Source organism: Saccharopolyspora terrae (assembly GCF_004348435.1).
Taxonomy (GTDB): Bacteria; Actinomycetota; Actinomycetes; order Mycobacteriales; family Pseudonocardiaceae; genus Saccharopolyspora; species Saccharopolyspora endophytica.
Genome location: NZ_SMKS01000006.1, coordinates 61801 through 78126 on the forward strand (window position 1 = coordinate 61801; position 16326 = coordinate 78126).

Here is a 16326-nt window from a genome sequence, read left to right on the forward strand (position 1 = left end):
AACCGACGTGCGTGTTTCGCGGTGTCAGGTCTAGTGTTCCGGCTCGTGGGAGCACATTCGCATTCGCATGACAACATCGACTGGGACGCGCACCTGGAGCGCCTGCGCGCGGCCGACGACTTCATCGCACCGGACATCACCGAGGTGGTCGCCAAACTGCTGCGTCCCGAGGACCACTCGGCGATCGAGATCGGAGCCGGTGCCGGCGGCACGGCGGCGATCCTCGCGAAGGGCCTGGCGCGCAACGGTGGCGAGCCGCAGCTGACCATCGTCGACACCGCCGAACAACTGCTGGCCGCGGCGGGGGAGCGGGCGTCGGAGGCCGCCGAGGGCGTCACCGTGCGCACCGTGCGGGCCGATGCCGCCGCCGACGCGCTGGCCGACGAGATCACCGGGGCCGGTGCCCCGCCGCAGGCCGATCTGGTCTACGCGGCGTTCGTCGTGCACCACCTGCCCGACCAGCTCGCCGGTCTGCGCAGGTTGGCGGGGCTCGTGAAGCCCGGCGGGCGGCTGGCGGTCGTCGAATTCGGCCTGCAGACCAGGGTTCTGCCCGCCGACATCGGGATCGGCGAACCCGGCCTGGAAGCCAGGCTGATCAGCGCGAGCGAGCAGTGGTTCCAGCAGATGCGGACCGAGATGGACGACTCGGTCCGGCTGCCGATGGGCTGGCCGAAGGCCATGACCGAGGCCGGGCTCGCGGACGCCACCTCGTTCAGCTACCTCATCGACCGGCCCGCGCCGTTGGACGAATCCGGCCGGGCCGCAGCGCTGCGCCAGCTGTCGATGCTCCGCCGCGACGCCGACGAACGCCTCGCGGCCGAGGACGTCGAAGCGCTGGACCAGCTGCTGGACCCCGAGGGCGAGCACTACGCGGGCAACCGCGACGACCTCTACTACCTCAGCGCCAACACCGTCCACGTCGGCACCAAACCCGCCTGACAATCCACTGACCTGCGCAAACGCAGGTGCGGGACGCCTCCCATTCGAATTTCGCGCGAAATTCGACCCCGAAAGTTCGGACTCGAATTTCGCGCGAAATTCGACCTCTCCACCTGAGGCAGGGCTCTGACCTGCAAAGACACGCCAGAGCGCGGGGGAGGATTCAAACTTCGCGCGAAATTCGAACGCCACGTGCAGGACTCGAATTTCGCGCGAAATTCGAGTCGCCCTCGGTGAGGTGGCGTCTGCGGGGTGGTGGGGGCTGGTCAGGCTTCGGCTTCGGCGAAGCCGGGTTGCCATTCGGCGATGATGTCGCGGGTGGCGACCTCGGCGTCGAGCTGGCACAGGATGCCCGTCGCGCCCAGCGTGACCCGGTGGATCAGCAGGTAGTCCGGCGGCAGGTTCAGCAGCCTCCCGGTGCGGAAGTCGGGGCTGCTCAGGTCGGAGACGCGTTCGGCCTGCCGCTGCAACCAGCGGCGGGTGAAGTGGAACGTCTCGGTGCGCGCCGGGTCCACGAACGGCGCCAGGTAGGCGAGCACGTCCTCGGCCCGCAGCTCCTGGCCCGGCTGCACGAACCGCTCCTCGCGCAGCAGCTCCAGCAGCTCGATCGACTGGTCGTGAAGAGCGAGTCTGATCATCTTGCCGAACGTCGGCGGCAGGCCGCCGGGAAGCCGCGAGACCGCGCCGAAGTCGATCACGCACAGCCGCTCGTCCGGCAGCAGCATGAAGTTGCCCGGGTGCGGATCGGCGTGCAGCAGACCGACCTTCGCCGGGGTGGAGAAGTGGAACTCGGCCAGCAGCCGTCCCGCCAGGTTCCGCTCGGCCTGCGAGCCCTCGGCGATGATCTTCGAGAACGGCGTGCCGGTCACCCACTCCGTGACCACGACCTTCGGCGCGCTCGCGATCACCGCGGGCACCACGACCCGCTCGTCACCGGAGAAGACCTTGGCGAAGGTGCGCTGGTTGTCGGCCTCGATGCGGTAGTCGAGCTCCTCGACCATCCGCTCCTGCAGCTCCTCCAGCAGCGGCTTGACCTCGGCGCCCGGTGCCAGCGACTGGAACAGGCGGGAGAACCGCATCAGCTGCCGCAGGTCGGAGCGCAACGCCTCGTCGGCGCCCGGGTACTGGACCTTGACCGCCACCTCGCGGCCGTCGTGCCACACCGCGCGATGCACCTGGCCGATGCTGGCCGAGGCTGCGGGCTCGTCGTCGAAGGACTCGAAGCGCGTGCGCCACGAGGTGCCCAGCTGCTCGGTCAGCACCCGGTGCACGCTGGAGATCGGCATGGGCGGCGCCGCCGACTGCAACTTGGTCAGCGCCTCGCGGTAGGGGCCGGCCATCGCGTCGGGCACGGCGGCCTCGAACACGCTCAGCGCCTGGCCGAACTTCATCGCCCCGCCCTTCAGCTGCCCCAGCACCGCGAACAGCTGCTCAGCGGTCTTGGCGGCCACGTCGGCGTTGATCTCGTCGGCGTTCTGGCCGGTCAGACGGCGTCCCCAGCCTGCAGCGACCCGTCCGGCGACGCCCAGTGGCAGGCTGGCGAGCTTGGCGGTGCGGTGTGCAGCTTGGCGGGGAATGTCGGCCACGAATTCTCCTAGGTGCGCGCAGGAAAACCCTCTCGAAGACCGAAAGCCATGCGGTCGCCATTCGGAAAACGAGAAACCCACCAACATGCTAGTCGTTCAAGAGCGCGTTGTGGGTTGTGATCGGCATTCTGGTTGAGCGGGGTTCGTTCCCGCGGCCGAATGGGTTGGGCCGACGGGAACGGTTAAGCGACTCAAAACGGATTTACCGCTTCGGGAACCCCCAGGAAACCGGGGCGGGGTGGGCCGCTGGCGGCCCACCCGTGCCTGTCACGCCTTGCCGAGGATGCGGGTCATCTTGGTCCCGCACACGGGGCACGTGCCCTTGGCCATCCGGCGTCCGTTGGTCTCCGAGACCTCACCGGAAAAGTCGCGCTTCTCCCGGCACTTCACGCAGTAGCCGTTGTACGTCTCGGCCACGGCTCCCCTCCTTCTGGTAATTGACCCAGCGCCACAGCTGGATCGCCGGCGCCCCCTGCGGGCGGCTGGGGGAACCGTACAGGCGGAGTAATTGAGATGCATGCATTACGAGCATGGCATGTTCGACTCGATGGAGTAATCATTCGTCCATTGATGGGAACTTGACCTTGAGGTGCAGCTCACAGGGGGAACCGTTTGTCGGAGCCAGTCGCTAAGGTCCACCTTCGTGGCTGAACCGCAGGTCGAGGTCCGCCGCAGCAAGCGCCGCCGCCAGACGGTGAGCGCCTATCGCGACGGCGACAAGATCGTGGTGCTGCTCCCGGCTCGGATGAGCCGTGCGGAGGAAAAGCGCTGGGTGGCGGACATGCTGAGCCGTCTGCAGCGCAGTGAGACGCGACGCCGATCCCCCGCGCGCAACTCGGACGAGGCGCTGGTGCAGCGCTGCCGTGAGCTGTCCGTGAAGTACCTGGACGGCAGGACCGATCCGAGCAGCGTTCGATGGGTCCCGCCGATGCGCACCCGCTGGGCCTCGTGCACGCCCAGCGAAGGCACCATTCGAGTGAGCGAGCGGCTGCGAGATGTACCCGGATGGGTGCTCGATTACGTGCTCGTCCACGAGCTGGCGCACCTGCTGGTGCCCGGCCACGGCGCCGACTTCTGGAAGTGGGTCGAGCGCTACCCGAAGACCGAACGCGCCATCGGCTACCTCGAAGGCGTGGTCGCGGCGTCCCAGCTCCAGGTGGGCCTCACCGACGACGAGACCGACGACCCCGAAGCCTCCTGACCCGGATGCAACACCACCCGCCCACCGCGAGGTGCGGTGGACGGGTGGTGGGCGTGGATCAGGACTTGGCGTCGCCGTTGGAGCCGTCGGAGTCCGAGTCGTCGGAGGAGTCGCCCTCGGACTTCTCGGCTTCCTCGGCGCGGCGGATGGCCGCGATCGGGTCGTCGAGGTCGGAGTTCGAACCCCAGCGGTCGGCGAAGTCCAGCGGCTCGTCGAGGTCGGAGCTGTCCGGCAGCAGGTCCGGGTGGTCCCAGACCTGGTCGCGGGCCTCGGTGCCGTGGCGCTCGGCCATCAGCCGCCAGAGGTTCGCCGCGTCGCGCATCCGGCGCGGGCGCAGCTCAAGCCCGATCAGCGTCGCGAAGGTCTGCTCGGCCGGACCGCCGCTGGCGCGACGCCTGCGGACCAGTTCGCCCAACGCCTCCGCGCCCGGCAGCCGCTCGCCCAGAGCGTCGGCCACGACCACGTCGACCCAGCCCTCGACGAGGGCCAGCAGCGTTTCGAGCCTGGTCAGCGCGGCCTGCTGCTCCGGAGTGGTCTTCGGTTCGAGCATTCCCGAACCCATCATCTCCTGCATCGACGCGGGGTTGGACGGGTCGATCTTGCCCGCCAGGTCCTCCAGCGCCGAGGTGTCGATGTGGATGCCGCGCGCGTACTCCTCGACGGTGGCCAGCAAGCGCTGAGCCAACCACGGGACGTGCCCGAACAGCCGGTGGTGCGCCGCTTCGCGGGCGGCCAGGAACAAGGTGGCCTCGCTGATCGGCCGGTCCAGCCCCTCGACGAACTTCTCGATGTTGGCCGGGAGCAGCGCCGCGGTCCCCGACGGTCCCAGCGGCAGCCCGACCTCGGTGGAGGTCAGCACTTCGCCGCCGAGCTGCGCGAGCCCGCTGCCCAACTGCGATCCGAAGGTCATCCCGCCCATCTGGCCGAGCATGTTCAACAGAGGGCCGGCGGCCTGCTTGGCCTCCTCCGGCAGCGCCTCCAGCCAGGCCGAGGACATGCGCTGCGCGATCGGGTCACACAGCCGCTGCCACACCGGCAGGGTCTTCTCGACCCAGTCGACGGACGACCAGGTCTGCACCGCGCGGACCCCCGCGGGCAGCGAGGTGCTGGCGTCGAGCCACAGCTCGGCGAGGCGGACCGCGTCCTCGATCGCCTTGACCTGCTCCTGGCTGGGTCGTTCGGTCCGCTGGTTGTTGTGCAGCTGCTGCACCGCGAGCTGCTTGGCGAGGTCGTAGTTGACCGGCCCGGACTGGCCGCTACCGCCGGAGTGGCTGAGCGCCTGGCCGAGCTGGGTCAGCATCTGGCCGAGCTGCCCGATGTCGAAGTTGCCGCCCGGTCCGGGCATGCCGGCGAAACCGAAGGGGTTGTCCCCCGGGTTGTTGCCGGCTCCACCCTCAGAGCGGCCTTGCGACGAGTCGCCCTTGTCGGGGTCGTCGGGGTCCTGCGAACTGAACCCGAACGGCATATTGGTCATAGTTCCACCGTACGCGGCCTCAGCCGCCCCTAAGAAGATGTCGTGGCTCTGGTCTGTGCGAACACCCGGGCACATCGCCAAGAGCGAACACGTACGCTGTCGCCTCGTGAACCGCCGTACCTGGACGCTGCTGACGAGTGTCGTGCTGGTTGTCGCCTTCGGTCTCCTCGGCGCGTTCGCGCGGGTGCCGTTCGTGGCGCTGGGCCCCGGGCCGACGTACGACACGCTCGGCCTGGAAGGCGACCACCCGGTGATCGGCGTCGAGGGGCACGAAACCTACCCGACCGCCGGTCACTTGAACATGACCACCGTATCGGTCACCGACCAGTTGTCGCTCTTCGGTGCGCTGGGCCTGTGGGTCTCCGGTCGCTACGCCCTGGCTCCGCGCGACGTCTACTTCCCGCCGAACAAGAGCGAGCAGCAGATCGAGCAGGAGAACACCGAGGCGTTCAACGACTCGCAGACGACCGCCGAGACCGCGGCGCTGCGCTTCCTCGGCTACCCGCACAAGGTGCTCGTCGGCCAGATCGTCAAGGGCAGCCCCGCCGACGGGACGCTGGAGCCGGGCGACCGGCTGCTCAACGCCAACGGCAAGCCGGTCACCGACGCCGCGTCGCTGAAGGCCGCGCTGGCCGGGACCAAGCCCGGAGACCGGGTGGAGATCCGCTACCAGCGCGCCGACCAGCCCGAACAGGTCGCCAGCGTGCAGCTGGGGCGCAACGACCAGCCGGGCGGCGACCAGTCGCAGGGCTTCCTCGGCGTGGGCGCGACCGAGCGCCCGGACGTGCCGTTCGAGATCAAGATCAGCCTCGCCGACGTGGGCGGCCCCTCGGCGGGCTTGATGTTCACGCTGGCGATCATCGACAAGCTGACGCCCGGCGAGCTCAACGGCGGCAAGTTCGTCGCGGGCACCGGTGAGATCGACCCGGCGGGCAACGTCGGGCCGATCGGCGGCATCCCGTTCAAGATGATCAAGGCCAAGGAAGCCGGCGCCACGACCTTCCTGGTCCCGGCCGAGAACTGCGCCGAGGCCAAGTCCCAGGCCCCCGACGGTCTCCAGCTCGCAAGGGTGGCCAACCTCGTCGACGCCACCAAGGCGATGGAAGCGCTGCGCGCCAACCAAGCCCCGGCAGCCTGCTGAGCACGACTTCTGAACTGCGTGCGAGCGGCGCAGCCGCGAGCGCGGCAGGCCGCTCCCGCAACTCGCACCGCCGCGGGTTCTGACACGCGAGGACGCCGCGACGCCGTGTCAGGTTCCGCTACCCGCACCGCCACGCAGAACGACCGCGGGAAATGAGTCCGAGCTCAGGCGAAGGTGGCGCTCAGGGCCTTGATCAGGTTGGGGGCCAGCGAGGGGTCGCTGAACACCTCGTCCTCCTCGCCGCGCAGCCGCATGACGCAGGACTGGCCGCCGCCGTCGCGCAGGACCGCGGCCACCAGCCGCGCTTCGCGGCGGTCGGGGTGCTCGGCGGCGAGCTTGCGGGCGCCGTCCTCGTCCTCCGGCAGCGCGGCCTCCGCCTCCGGCGGCAGCACGACGATCTCCTGCACCAGCGCGCAGCCGACGACCTGCTCAGGCCACTCGATGCGGGCCAGCGCCTCGCCGAGGTCCTCGGCGGGCAGCGACTCCTGCGCCAGCGGTGTCAGGGGAGAGGCCACCGGGTCGAGCTGGTCGGCCATCTCGGGAGCTGCGGCGATCATCGTCTCGGTCGCCACCAGGGCGAAGATCTGCGTCGGCTGGTCCCAGCCGGCGGAGGCGACGAACTCCTCGACCTCGCGGGTCGCGACGGGCAGGGCGAACCCCAATTCCTCTGCGGAAGGCATGGCGGCAATCGTCGCAGAACCGCCTCCGGCGGGAGCAGGCGCGCCGAGTCGAGCCGATCGATACCAATCTGTGTCCGAAAAATACCGTTCGCGCGGGGCCTTCCAGGAACTTCACACCTGGGTCGTAGAGTTGAACATCACGAGGGAATCGTGTTCTCCGATGCGATTGCCAAGTTCAGCTGACCGTCCCCAGGAGCGTGCGCTGTGGCCATGCGGCCCCCGGTAGGAATGCCGAAACTATCCCGGCGAAGCAGAATCCTGCTGATTCTGGGCGGGGTCGTCCTGCTCGCCCTGATCCTCGGATCGCGGATGCTGGGCGCCTACGTCGACTGGTTGTGGTTCGGCGAGGTCGGATACCGGCAGGTCTTCACGACTCAGGTCGGCTCGCGGCTCGGTCTGGGCATCGTGGCCGCCGCCTTCCTCGGCGGGGTGCTGCTGCTCAACCTCTGGATCGCCTACCGCAACCGCCCGGTGTTCGTCCCGGTCAGCGGCCCGGACGACCCGCTGACCCGCTACCGCACGGTCATCACCGAGCACTCCCGGCTGTTCGGCCTGGGCGTGCCGATCCTGATCGCCGTGATCGGCGGGCTGGCCGCGCAGGCCGACTGGCAGACGCTGCAGCTGTTCCTGCACAGCGTCCCGTTCGGGCAGACCGACCCGGAGTTCGGCAAGGACATCAGCTTCTACGTCTTCCAGCTGCCGTTCTGGCGCATGGTGCTGTCCTGGGCGTTCATCGCGGTCACCGTGTCGTTCCTCGGCGCGCTGGTCACCCACTACATCTTCGGCGGCATCCGGCTCACCGGCCGCAGCGGCCAGCTGTCGATGCCCGCGCGGGTTCAGCTCGGCGTGCTGGCCGGGCTGTTCGTGCTGCTCAAGGCCGTCGACTACTTCTTCGACCGGTACGACCTGCTGCTGTCCCAGCGCAACAACCTGTTCACCGGTGCCAGCTACACCGACCTCAACGCGGTGATGCCGGCGAAGCTGATCCTGATGTGCATCGCGGTGTTCTGCGCGCTGGCGTTCTTCTCGGTGATCTTCCTGAAGAACCTGCAGATCCCGGCGCTGGCGACGGTCCTGCTGCTGCTGTCCAGCGTCGTGGTCGGCGCGGTGTGGCCGGCGCTGCTGGAGCAGTTCTCGGTCCGCCCGAACGCCAACCAGCGCGAGGCCGTCTCCATCGAGCGCAACCTGGCGGCCACCAAGTCCGCGTTCGGCATCGGCGACGACAAGGTCAACTTCGTCGACTACCCGGGCAAGACCCAGCTGCAGCCCAGCGAGGTCGCCGACGACAAGGGCACCATCCCCAACATCCGGCTGCTGGACCCCAACGTGCTGTCGGCGACGTTCACGCAGCTCACGCAGCAGTACAACTTCTACGGCTTCCCCGACAAGCTCGACGTCGACCGCTACCGGGACGCCAACGGCCAGCTGCAGGACTACCTGGTCGCGCTGCGCGAGATCAACACCGACGGCCTGGCGGTCAACCAGCAGAACTGGATCAACCGGCACACCGTCTACACCCACGGCAACGGCTTCATCGCCGCACCGGCCGACCGGGTCGACTCGACCTTCAACGAGGGCGCCACGCAGGGCGGCTACCCGGTCTTCCAGATCAGCGACGTCGCCAACAAGGGTCAGGGCGCCATCCCGGTCAAGCAGCCGCGCGTCTACTACGGCGAGCTCCTCGGTCCCGACGACTACGCCATCGTCGGCGGCAACCCGGGTGAGGCCCCGCGCGAGTACGACACCGACACGCAGCAGTTCACCTACGACGGCCGCGGCGGCGTGCCGATCTCCAACCCGTTCCAGCGGCTGGCCTTCGCCGCCTACTACGGCGAGCGGAACTTCCTGTTCAGCGGTGTGATCGGCGAGAACTCGAAGCTGATCTACGAGCGCAACCCGCGCGACCGCGTCCAGAAGGTCGCGCCGTGGCTCAAGCTCGACGGCGACCCGTACCCGGCGGTGGTGGACGGTCGCATCAAGTGGATCGTCGACGGTTACACCACGCTGAACAACTACCCGTACTCGAAGCTGACCGAGCTGGGCGAGGCCACCAACGACACCCTCACGGGCGTTGAGCGCCAGCCCAACCAGCAGATCAACTACATCCGCAACTCGGTCAAGGCCACGGTCGACGCCTACGACGGCAGCGTCGACCTCTACGCCACCGACGAGAACGACCCGGTCCTCAAGACCTGGGAGGGCGTGTTCCCCGGCGTGGTCAAGCCGGCCAGCGCCATCACGCCGGAGCTGCGCGAGCACTTCCGGTACCCGGAGGACATGTTCAAGGTGCAGCGCAAGCTGCTGACCGAGTACCACGTGGACAACCCGGGCGACTTCTTCTCCACCCAGACCTTCTGGGAGGTGCCCAACGACCCCACGGCTCGCGGCACCGTCGGGAGCAGCGAGGGCCAGCAGCCGCCCTACTACGTGCTCGCCCAGGTCGAAGGCCAGGAGCAGCCGAACTTCCAGCTGACCAGCGCTCTGACCGCGCTGCGGAGGCAGAACCTCTCGGCGTGGGTGTCGGTGTCCTCGGATCCGCAGAACTACGGGCAGATGACCGTGCTGCGGCTGCCGACCAACACGCTGACCCCGGGTCCGAACCAGGTCCAGAACCAGATGGAATCGACCCCCGAGGTCACCGAGAACCGGACGCTGTTCAACAACCCGAACGTCACGGCGATCTTCGGCAACCTGCTCACGCTGCCGGTGGCCGGTGGGCTGCTCTACATCGAGCCCATCTACATCCAGCGCAACGAGCAGGAGTCGTACCCGCAGCTGGCGCGGGTGCTGGTGTCCTTCGGCGGCAAGGTCGGCTTCTCCGAGACCTTGCAGGGGGCGCTCGACCAGGTCTTCGGTTCCGGAGCGGGCCAGGCGACCCAGCCGGGCACGCCCGAGGGGCAGCCCCAACAGCCGGGGCAGCCGCCCGCACCGGGGACGCCGGAGACGAACCAGGAGGTCGGCGCGATCCGCGAGGCGTTGGAACGGGTTCGCACGGCCCAGCAGTCCGGCAACTTCGCCGAGATGGGCCAGGCGTACCAGCAGCTCGACGACGCCATCAAGCGCTTCGAGCAGGGGCAGGGCACCGGCGGCTGAGCCGTCCGTGTGGAAGTCGGCGGGGTGGGAACCGGCGCGGTTCCCACCCCGCCGATGCATCTGAAAGCCAGGTCAGGGCGGGTGCGGAACGCTTAGCCACCCCCGGTTTGAACGGCCGTGACCCGGTCCGTAAGCTAGTACCTACAACAGAACGAAGCGGCTGGAAACTTCAGCCGACGGCGCGGGGTGGAGCAGTTCGGTAGCTCGCTGGGCTCATAACCCAGAGGTCGCAGGTTCAAATCCTGTCCCCGCTACCAATTTGGTGTTCAGTCCCCCTTGGCTTCGCCGAGGGGGACTTTCCCTTTTTCTTCGATGTCTTTACGGGGCCGAGCCCCCGTAGGCCCCCACGGTGCGGTGGTCGCCTTCGGGTTGATCGTGACCCAGGTTTCCTGGCTTCTTGAGCTGGGGGAACGGGTTTTCGGGGCCCCCGTGTGAAGGGCGGTTTTCGGGGGTGTAGAGTTCCATTTACAACAGAACGAAGCGGCTGGAAACTTCAGCCGACGGCGCGGGGTGGAGCAGTTCGGTAGCTCGCTGGGCTCATAACCCAGAGGTCGCAGGTTCAAATCCTGTCCCCGCTACTAGAGAAAAGTGCCTCCGGATGACCGGAGGCACTTTTCTTGTGCCTTCAGTCCTTCAGTCCTTCAGTCCTTCAGGCCTTCGGCCCACTTGCGGGCGCAGCCGGGGGAGCAGACCCTGCCGTCGCCTCGGACCACGGCCGTCTGGCGCATGGTGCGGCCGCAGACCATGCAGGTGTCCGTCTCGGCGCCGCGCTGCACCGGGACCATGGACTTGGCTCGCTCGGTGACCTTCTGGGTCACCTTCTCCTTGCTCTCGTTGACCTTGGTACGCAACCAACTGCGATGCACGCCCGAACCTCCTGCTTTCCATGCCGTGCGCCCGCCGGCGACCCGGCGGCCAACAGCAGCGTGAGGGTTACCACCTGTAGTTGTGCAGTTTCAGAACGTGATAGCACCTCATTGCGCGGCCAAGAACCCCCATACAGGCGAACGAACGGCCGGGCGGTTGCAATGCGTGCATCTACCAGGGCTGCATTCGGGTGGGATCTGTGATCATCGAGCCCCCGCGCGCCGAAAAACCGGTAATCCCGTTCTGGGACCAATGGCGGAATGGTTCGTCCACTCGGACCAGTCAAGTGCAACCACTGTGGACAGAAGCGCCGACCACTGTGGACAGCTCCGTCGGGACGTGGCACCGTTGGTGTCGTGAGCGAGCTGAATGCGACATCCGCTGCCCTGTTGGGACTACTGCACGAAGGGCCGAAGACCGGTGGCCAGCTGGTCGCCGCGGCCACCGAGCGCTTCGCCGGGTTCTTCAGCGTCACCCGCAGCCAGGTGTACCGCGAGCTGCCCGCGCTGACCGAGGACGGTCTGCTGCGCCTCGGCAAGCAGGGACCGCGCTCCAGTCAGCAGTACGCGATCACGGCCGCGGGGAAGAAGGCCTTCAAGTCGTGGCTGAACACCGCGCCCGGGCCTGACAACGTCCGCAGCCCGCTGATCCTCAAGCTGGTCTACTCCGGCACCCTCACCCCGCGCCAGCGCGCCGCGCTCGTCGAGTCCGCCCGCGCGCAGACCGCGGTGAAGATGGACGAGGCCCGCAACGCCGCCAAGACGGCGGGCGACCCCTACGAGAAGGCTGCCGCGGACTTCACCGTCGCCTACAACCGCGCGATCAACAAGCTCCTGGATTCCATCCCGGACTGAGACCCGGGTCCGCTCGCGAACAACGGCTGCGCCGCTCGATCGGCGCAGCCGTTGTTCGCGTTCGCCCGCAGGAGAAAGCCGATCAGTGCCGTCCTCGTGGGCGGCCGCTCACCGGTGAAGTACCCTGAGCACTGTGAATCCCGACGTCGCGGCCTCCCTCAAGGAACTGTCCAACACGCTCGAAGGCATCGAGAGCGTGATGGATCTCGACGCACTCCGCGCGGAGATCTCCGAGCTGGAGCAGGAGGCGGCCAAGCCCGATCTCTGGGACGACGTCGAGAACGCGCAGCGCGTCAGCAGCCGGCTCGTGCACCGGCAGGCCGACCTGCGCCGCATCTCCGAGCTCCGCCAGCGCGTCGAGGACCTCGAAGTCCTCTACGAGCTCAGCGAGGACGAGGACGACAGCTCCGGTCTGGCCGAGGCCGACGAGGAGCGCGACCGCCTCGCCAAGGACCTCGAAACCCTGGAGGTCCGGACCCTGCTCTCCGGCGAGTACGACCAGCGCGAAGCGATGGTCACCATCCGCGCCGAGGCCGGTGGCGTCGACGCCGCGGACTTCGCCGAGATGCTGATGCGCATGTACCTGCGCTGGGCCGAGCGGCACTCCTACCCGGCCGAGGTCTACGACACCTCCTACGCCGAAGAGGCCGGCCTGAAGTCGGCGACGTTCCGGGTCAACGCGCCCTACGCCTACGGCACCCTGTCCATCGAGCAGGGCACGCACCGCCTGGTGCGGATCTCGCCGTTCGACAACCAGGGCCGCCGCCAGACCTCCTTCGCCGGTGTCGAGGTGCTGCCGGTCGTCGAGGAGACCGACCACGTCGAGATCCCGGAGAAGGACATCCGCGTCGACGTCTTCCGCTCCTCCGGCCCCGGCGGGCAGAGCGTGAACACCACCGACTCGGCGGTGCGCATCACGCACATCCCGACCGGCGTGGTGGTGTCCTGCCAGAACGAGAAGTCGCAGCTGCAGAACAAGGCCGCCGCGATGCGCGTGCTCCAGTCCAAGCTGCTGGCTCGCAAGAAGGAGGAGGAGCGCGCCGAGCTGGACGCCCTCAAGGACGGCGGCTCCAGCTGGGGCAACCAGATGCGCTCCTACGTGCTGCACCCGTACCAGATGGTCAAGGACCTGCGGACCGAGCACGAGGTGGGCAATCCCGACGCGGTTCTCGACGGCGACATCGACGGTTTCCTGGAAGCCGGGATCCGCTGGCGCCGCCAGCAGCAGAGCGTGGCCTGATCGACGCCCAGCGCGTCCGTCAAAACCCCAGGTCACAACTGGTGCAACCACCTCTGTGGGTGAGTGCGGGTCGCCCTATCGGGCGGGGGTAAACTCCCGGCCGTGATCCGCCTTGAGCACGTGTCCAAGACGTACAAGACGTCGACCCGGCCCGCTCTCGATGATGTCTCCGTGGGCATCGACAAGGGCGAGTTCGTGTTCCTCATCGGGCCATCGGGCTCCGGGAAGTCGACGTTCATGCGCCTCCTGCTGCGCGAGGATGTGCCCAGCCGTGGCCGGGTCTTCGTCGCGGACTGGAACGTCGCGAAGCTGCCCCGCCGCCGGGTGCCCCGGCTGCGTCAGCGCATCGGCTGCGTCTTCCAGGACTTCCGGCTGCTGAACAACAAGACCGTGGCCGAGAACGTCGCGTTCGCGCTGGAGGTCATCGGCAAGCCGCGCGCCGACATCCAGCGCGTGGTGCCGCAGGTGCTGCAGCTGGTGGGCCTCGACGGCAAGGCCGACCGGATGCCCAACGAGCTCTCCGGTGGTGAGCAGCAGCGCGTCGCCATCGCGCGCGCCTTCGTCAACCGGCCGCTGGTGCTGCTGTGCGATGAGCCGACGGGAAACCTGGACCCCGACACGAGCCAGGACATCATGCTGCTGCTGGAGCGGATCAACCGCACCGGCACCACCGTCGTGATGGCCACGCACGACCACGGCATCGTCGACTCGATGCGCCGTCGCGTCGTGGAGCTCAGCCTCGGCCGGGTCATCCGCGACGACGCCCGTGGCGTGTACGGCGTCGGCCGCTGATCCGGCGCGACCCGATCGCCCGGCCCGTGCACCCGAGGACACACACCCCCGAACGGCAGGAAAGCTGACCCAAGATGCGTGCGAGCTTCGTATTCAGCGAGGTCGTCAACGGCCTTCGGCGCAACGTGACGATGACCATCGCGATGATCCTGACGACCGCCATCTCGGTGGGTCTGCTCGGTGGCGGTCTGCTGGTGGTCCGGCTCATCGACAAGATGCAGGACACCTACCAGGACCGCGTCGAGGTCGTGGTGTTCATGACCGACGACGTCAGCGCCAATGACAACGACTGCAGCCAGCAGCCCTGCGCCTCGGTCATGTCGTCGCTCAAGAAGGCCGAGGGCGTCGAGTCGGTCAAGTACGAGAACCGGGAGCAGGCGTTCGCCAGCTTCAACAAGGTCTTCGAGTCGCAGCCGGAGCTCAAGGACGTGGCCCGCGCCGAGGCGATGCCGGCCTCGCTGCGCGTGAAGCTCACCGACCAGGAGCGCTTCCCGCAGATCCAGGCCGAGTTCGCCAGCAAGCCGGGCGTGGACAGCGTCGTCGACCAGGCCGAGTACCTGGACAGGCTGTTCGACATCCTCAACGGCGTCCGCAACGCGACGTTCTCGATCGCGCTGGTGCAGGCGTTGGCCGCGTTGCTGCTGATCTCCAACACCATTCAGCTCTCGGCGTTCACCCGACGCACGGAGACCGGCATCATGCGCCTGGTGGGTGCGACCCGCTGGTACACGCAGCTGCCGTTCCTCCTGGAAGCGATGGTGTCGGGTCTGATCGGTGCGGTGCTGGCGATCGCCGGCCTGCTGATCGCGAAGGCGGCGTTCATCGACAGGGTCATGGGGCCGGTGCTGGGCACCGGCATCATCCCGGCCGTCGAATGGGGCGACATCGCGCTGATCTCGCCGATCCTGCTGCTGGTCGCGGGGGCGATCTCCGCGGTCACCGGTTACGTCACGCTCCGCCTCTACGTGCGGCTGTAGCCTGGTGCTCGGCGGCCCCTGCGGAAGGGGCCGCCGAGTTCGGCTTAAACGGGTGACACGAGGACTAGAGTTGTTCGCATGGTGAAGGAACGCGGCCGCAAGGTCATCTCGCAGAACCGCAAGGCGCGGCATGACTGGTCGGTGCTGGACGTCTACGAGGCCGGCATCGCGCTGACCGGGACCGAGGTCAAGAGCCTGCGCCAGGGCAAGGCGCAGCTCGTCGACGGCTTCGCCACTGTGGACGACGGCGAGGTCTGGCTGCGCAACGTCCACATCCCCGAGTACACCGAGGGGACCTGGACCAACCACGAACCGCGGCGCTCCCGCAAGCTCCTGCTGCACCGGCACGAGATCGAGCGGCTGGTCGGCAAGATCAAGGAGAGCGGGCTGAGCCTGGTGCCGATGTCGCTGTACTTCAGCGACGGCAAGGCCAAGGTCGAGCTCGCGCTGGCGCGAGGCAAGAAGGCGCACGACAAGCGTCAGGACATCGCCAAGCGCGATATGGAACGCGAGATCCAGCGCGCCATCGGGCGCGCGCGAAAGGGCCGGCGCTGACTTGACGGCACCGCAAGACGACAACCGAATCCCCGCTTGGCTGGACGAACTCGGCTTGCCGGGTCTGGTCGACATCCACACCCACTTCCTGCCGGCGAACGTGCTGGACAAGGTGTGGGCGTACTTCGACAACGCCTCCGAGCACTACGGGATGCGGTGGGACATCTTCTACCGGCACGACGAGCCCACCCGGGTGCGGCTGCTGCGCGAGTTCGGACTGCGGGCGTTCGCCCCGCTGGTCTACGCGCACAAGCCCGCGATGGCCGCGTGGCTCAACGACTGGGTTCGCGATTTCGCCCAGCGCACGCCGGACGCGGTTCCCACCGCCACCATCTACCCCGAACCCGGCGTGGGCGACTACCTCGCTCGCGCGCTGGACGCGGGCGCCCGCTGCGTGAAGATGCACGTCCAGGTGGGGTCGTTCGACCCGCGCGACCCGCTGCTGGACCAGGCCTGGGGCCTGCTCGGCGAGACCGGCGTGCCGGTCGTCGTGCACTGCGGGAACGGTCCGATCGCCGGCGCCTACACCGGGCTGGACGTCTTCGAGGGCGTGCTGCGCAGGCACCCGAGGCTGACCGCGGTGCTGGCGCACGCCGGAATGCCCGACTACCTCGCGGCGTTGAACCTGGTGGAGCGCTATCCGCGGGTCCACCTGGACACGACCATGGTGGGTGTGGCGTTCAGCGAGAAGTTCGCGCCGCTGCCCAAGGACTGGGCCGCCAGGATCGCCGCGCACCCCGACCGGATCGTGCTGGGCACCGACTACCCGAACATCCCGTACCAGTACGCCGACCAGCTCGCCGTCATCGCCGACTGGGCCGGCGGCGACCCCCGGCTCGGCAAGCCCTTCCTGCGAGCGGTGCTGCACGACACACCGGCGAAGCTGCTGGGCTTGAAGGTATGAGGGATATGGGAATGATCGCCGGG

The 16326-nt window shown here is 68.2% G+C and carries 15 protein-coding genes and 2 tRNA genes; 12 read left to right on the forward strand and 5 right to left on the reverse strand.

From position 1 onward, the window contains the following. Nucleotides 1–45 precede the first annotated feature (45 nt). Nucleotides 46–939 carry a class I SAM-dependent methyltransferase gene (locus tag E1181_RS06235; protein WP_132672944.1) on the forward strand — a complete coding sequence of 298 codons (894 nt, stop codon included), beginning with the start codon at nucleotides 46–48 and terminating at the stop codon, nucleotides 937–939. Between the two features lie 266 nt (nucleotides 940–1205). On the opposite strand, the gene E1181_RS06240 is transcribed toward E1181_RS06235, so the two are convergent. Further along, complete coding sequence (locus E1181_RS06240; RefSeq protein ID WP_132672945.1) at nucleotides 1206–2525, reverse strand: ABC1 kinase family protein; 1320 nt, start codon at nucleotides 2523–2525, stop codon at nucleotides 1206–1208. A gap of 267 nt (nucleotides 2526–2792) precedes the next feature. Further along, on the reverse strand, nucleotides 2793–2942 hold the full coding sequence (locus tag E1181_RS31310; RefSeq protein ID WP_010693945.1) for a DUF5679 domain-containing protein: 150 nt from the start codon (nucleotides 2940–2942) through the stop codon (nucleotides 2793–2795). Between the two features lie 226 nt (nucleotides 2943–3168). Between E1181_RS31310 and E1181_RS06245 the strand changes: the two genes are divergently transcribed. Next, nucleotides 3169–3726: a M48 family metallopeptidase gene (locus E1181_RS06245; RefSeq protein ID WP_132672946.1), complete on the forward strand. Its 558-nt coding sequence runs from the start codon at nucleotides 3169–3171 to the stop codon at nucleotides 3724–3726. A gap of 58 nt (nucleotides 3727–3784) precedes the next feature. Here the strand turns inward: E1181_RS06245 and E1181_RS06250 are convergent, their stop codons facing one another. Then, on the reverse strand, nucleotides 3785–5200 hold the full coding sequence (locus E1181_RS06250; RefSeq protein WP_132672947.1) for a zinc-dependent metalloprotease: 1416 nt from the start codon (nucleotides 5198–5200) through the stop codon (nucleotides 3785–3787). A gap of 106 nt (nucleotides 5201–5306) precedes the next feature. Here E1181_RS06250 and E1181_RS06255 point away from each other — a divergent pair, with 106 nt between their 5' ends. Further along, nucleotides 5307–6341, forward strand: a complete 1035-nt coding sequence (locus E1181_RS06255; protein ID WP_235876489.1) for a YlbL family protein — start codon at nucleotides 5307–5309, stop codon at nucleotides 6339–6341. 164 nt (nucleotides 6342–6505) lie between these two features. On the opposite strand, the gene E1181_RS06260 is transcribed toward E1181_RS06255, so the two are convergent. Next, the gene (locus tag E1181_RS06260; protein WP_132625137.1) at nucleotides 6506–7021 is read right to left on the reverse strand and encodes a PPA1309 family protein; all 516 of its coding nucleotides are present in this window, start codon (nucleotides 7019–7021) and stop codon (nucleotides 6506–6508) included. A 210-nt stretch (nucleotides 7022–7231) separates the two neighbouring features. On the opposite strand from E1181_RS06260, the gene E1181_RS06265 reads away from it, so the two are divergent. From E1181_RS06265 to E1181_RS06275, 3 genes are all read left to right on the forward strand, one after another. Then, nucleotides 7232–10114: a UPF0182 family protein gene (locus tag E1181_RS06265; RefSeq protein ID WP_132673076.1), complete on the forward strand. Its 2883-nt coding sequence runs from the start codon at nucleotides 7232–7234 to the stop codon at nucleotides 10112–10114. Between the two features lie 180 nt (nucleotides 10115–10294). Next, nucleotides 10295–10371, forward strand: a tRNA-Met gene (locus E1181_RS06270). A 247-nt stretch (nucleotides 10372–10618) separates the two neighbouring features. Continuing rightward, nucleotides 10619–10692, forward strand: a tRNA-Met gene (locus tag E1181_RS06275). 63 nt (nucleotides 10693–10755) lie between these two features. On the opposite strand, the gene E1181_RS06280 is transcribed toward E1181_RS06275, so the two are convergent. After that, nucleotides 10756–10980 (reverse strand): hypothetical protein, encoded by a 225-nt coding sequence (locus E1181_RS06280; RefSeq protein ID WP_132672949.1) that lies wholly within the window; start codon nucleotides 10978–10980, stop codon nucleotides 10756–10758. 357 nt (nucleotides 10981–11337) lie between these two features. Between E1181_RS06280 and E1181_RS06285 the strand changes: the two genes are divergently transcribed. From E1181_RS06285 to E1181_RS06310, 6 genes are all read left to right on the forward strand, one after another. Then, nucleotides 11338–11835 carry a PadR family transcriptional regulator gene (locus E1181_RS06285; RefSeq protein ID WP_132672950.1) on the forward strand — a complete coding sequence of 166 codons (498 nt, stop codon included), beginning with the start codon at nucleotides 11338–11340 and terminating at the stop codon, nucleotides 11833–11835. A gap of 133 nt (nucleotides 11836–11968) precedes the next feature. Continuing rightward, a complete protein-coding gene (prfB, locus tag E1181_RS06290; protein WP_132672951.1) occupies nucleotides 11969–13075 on the forward strand; it encodes a peptide chain release factor 2 in 1107 nt (368 codons plus the stop codon). 102 nt (nucleotides 13076–13177) lie between these two features. Further along, nucleotides 13178–13867 carry a cell division ATP-binding protein FtsE gene (ftsE, locus tag E1181_RS06295; protein ID WP_132625127.1) on the forward strand — a complete coding sequence of 230 codons (690 nt, stop codon included), beginning with the start codon at nucleotides 13178–13180 and terminating at the stop codon, nucleotides 13865–13867. A gap of 74 nt (nucleotides 13868–13941) precedes the next feature. Continuing rightward, entirely contained in the window at nucleotides 13942–14844 is a 903-nt protein-coding gene (gene ftsX, locus E1181_RS06300; protein WP_132672952.1) for a permease-like cell division protein FtsX, read from the forward strand. Nucleotides 14845–14922: 78 nt separating this feature from the next. Continuing rightward, the gene (gene smpB / locus E1181_RS06305) at nucleotides 14923–15399 is read left to right on the forward strand and encodes an SsrA-binding protein SmpB (RefSeq protein WP_132672953.1); all 477 of its coding nucleotides are present in this window, start codon (nucleotides 14923–14925) and stop codon (nucleotides 15397–15399) included. 1 nt (nucleotide 15400) lies between these two features. Then, nucleotides 15401–16303: an amidohydrolase family protein gene (locus tag E1181_RS06310; protein ID WP_132672954.1), complete on the forward strand. Its 903-nt coding sequence runs from the start codon at nucleotides 15401–15403 to the stop codon at nucleotides 16301–16303. Nucleotides 16304–16326 lie beyond the last annotated feature (23 nt).

Excerpts from the sequence above, each read along its gene's own strand:
- E1181_RS06250 (WP_132672947.1), bottom strand. The coding sequence starts at position 5,200 with ATGACCAATATGCCGTTCGGGTTCAGTTCGCAGGACCCCGACGACCCC.
- E1181_RS06260 (WP_132625137.1), bottom strand. The coding sequence starts at position 7,021 with ATGCCTTCCGCAGAGGAATTGGGGTTCGCCCTGCCCGTCGCGACCCGC.
- ftsX (WP_132672952.1), top strand. The coding sequence starts at position 13,942 with ATGCGTGCGAGCTTCGTATTCAGCGAGGTCGTCAACGGCCTTCGGCGC.
- smpB (WP_132672953.1), top strand. The coding sequence starts at position 14,923 with ATGGTGAAGGAACGCGGCCGCAAGGTCATCTCGCAGAACCGCAAGGCG.
- E1181_RS06265 (WP_132673076.1), top strand. The coding sequence starts at position 7,232 with ATGCGGCCCCCGGTAGGAATGCCGAAACTATCCCGGCGAAGCAGAATC.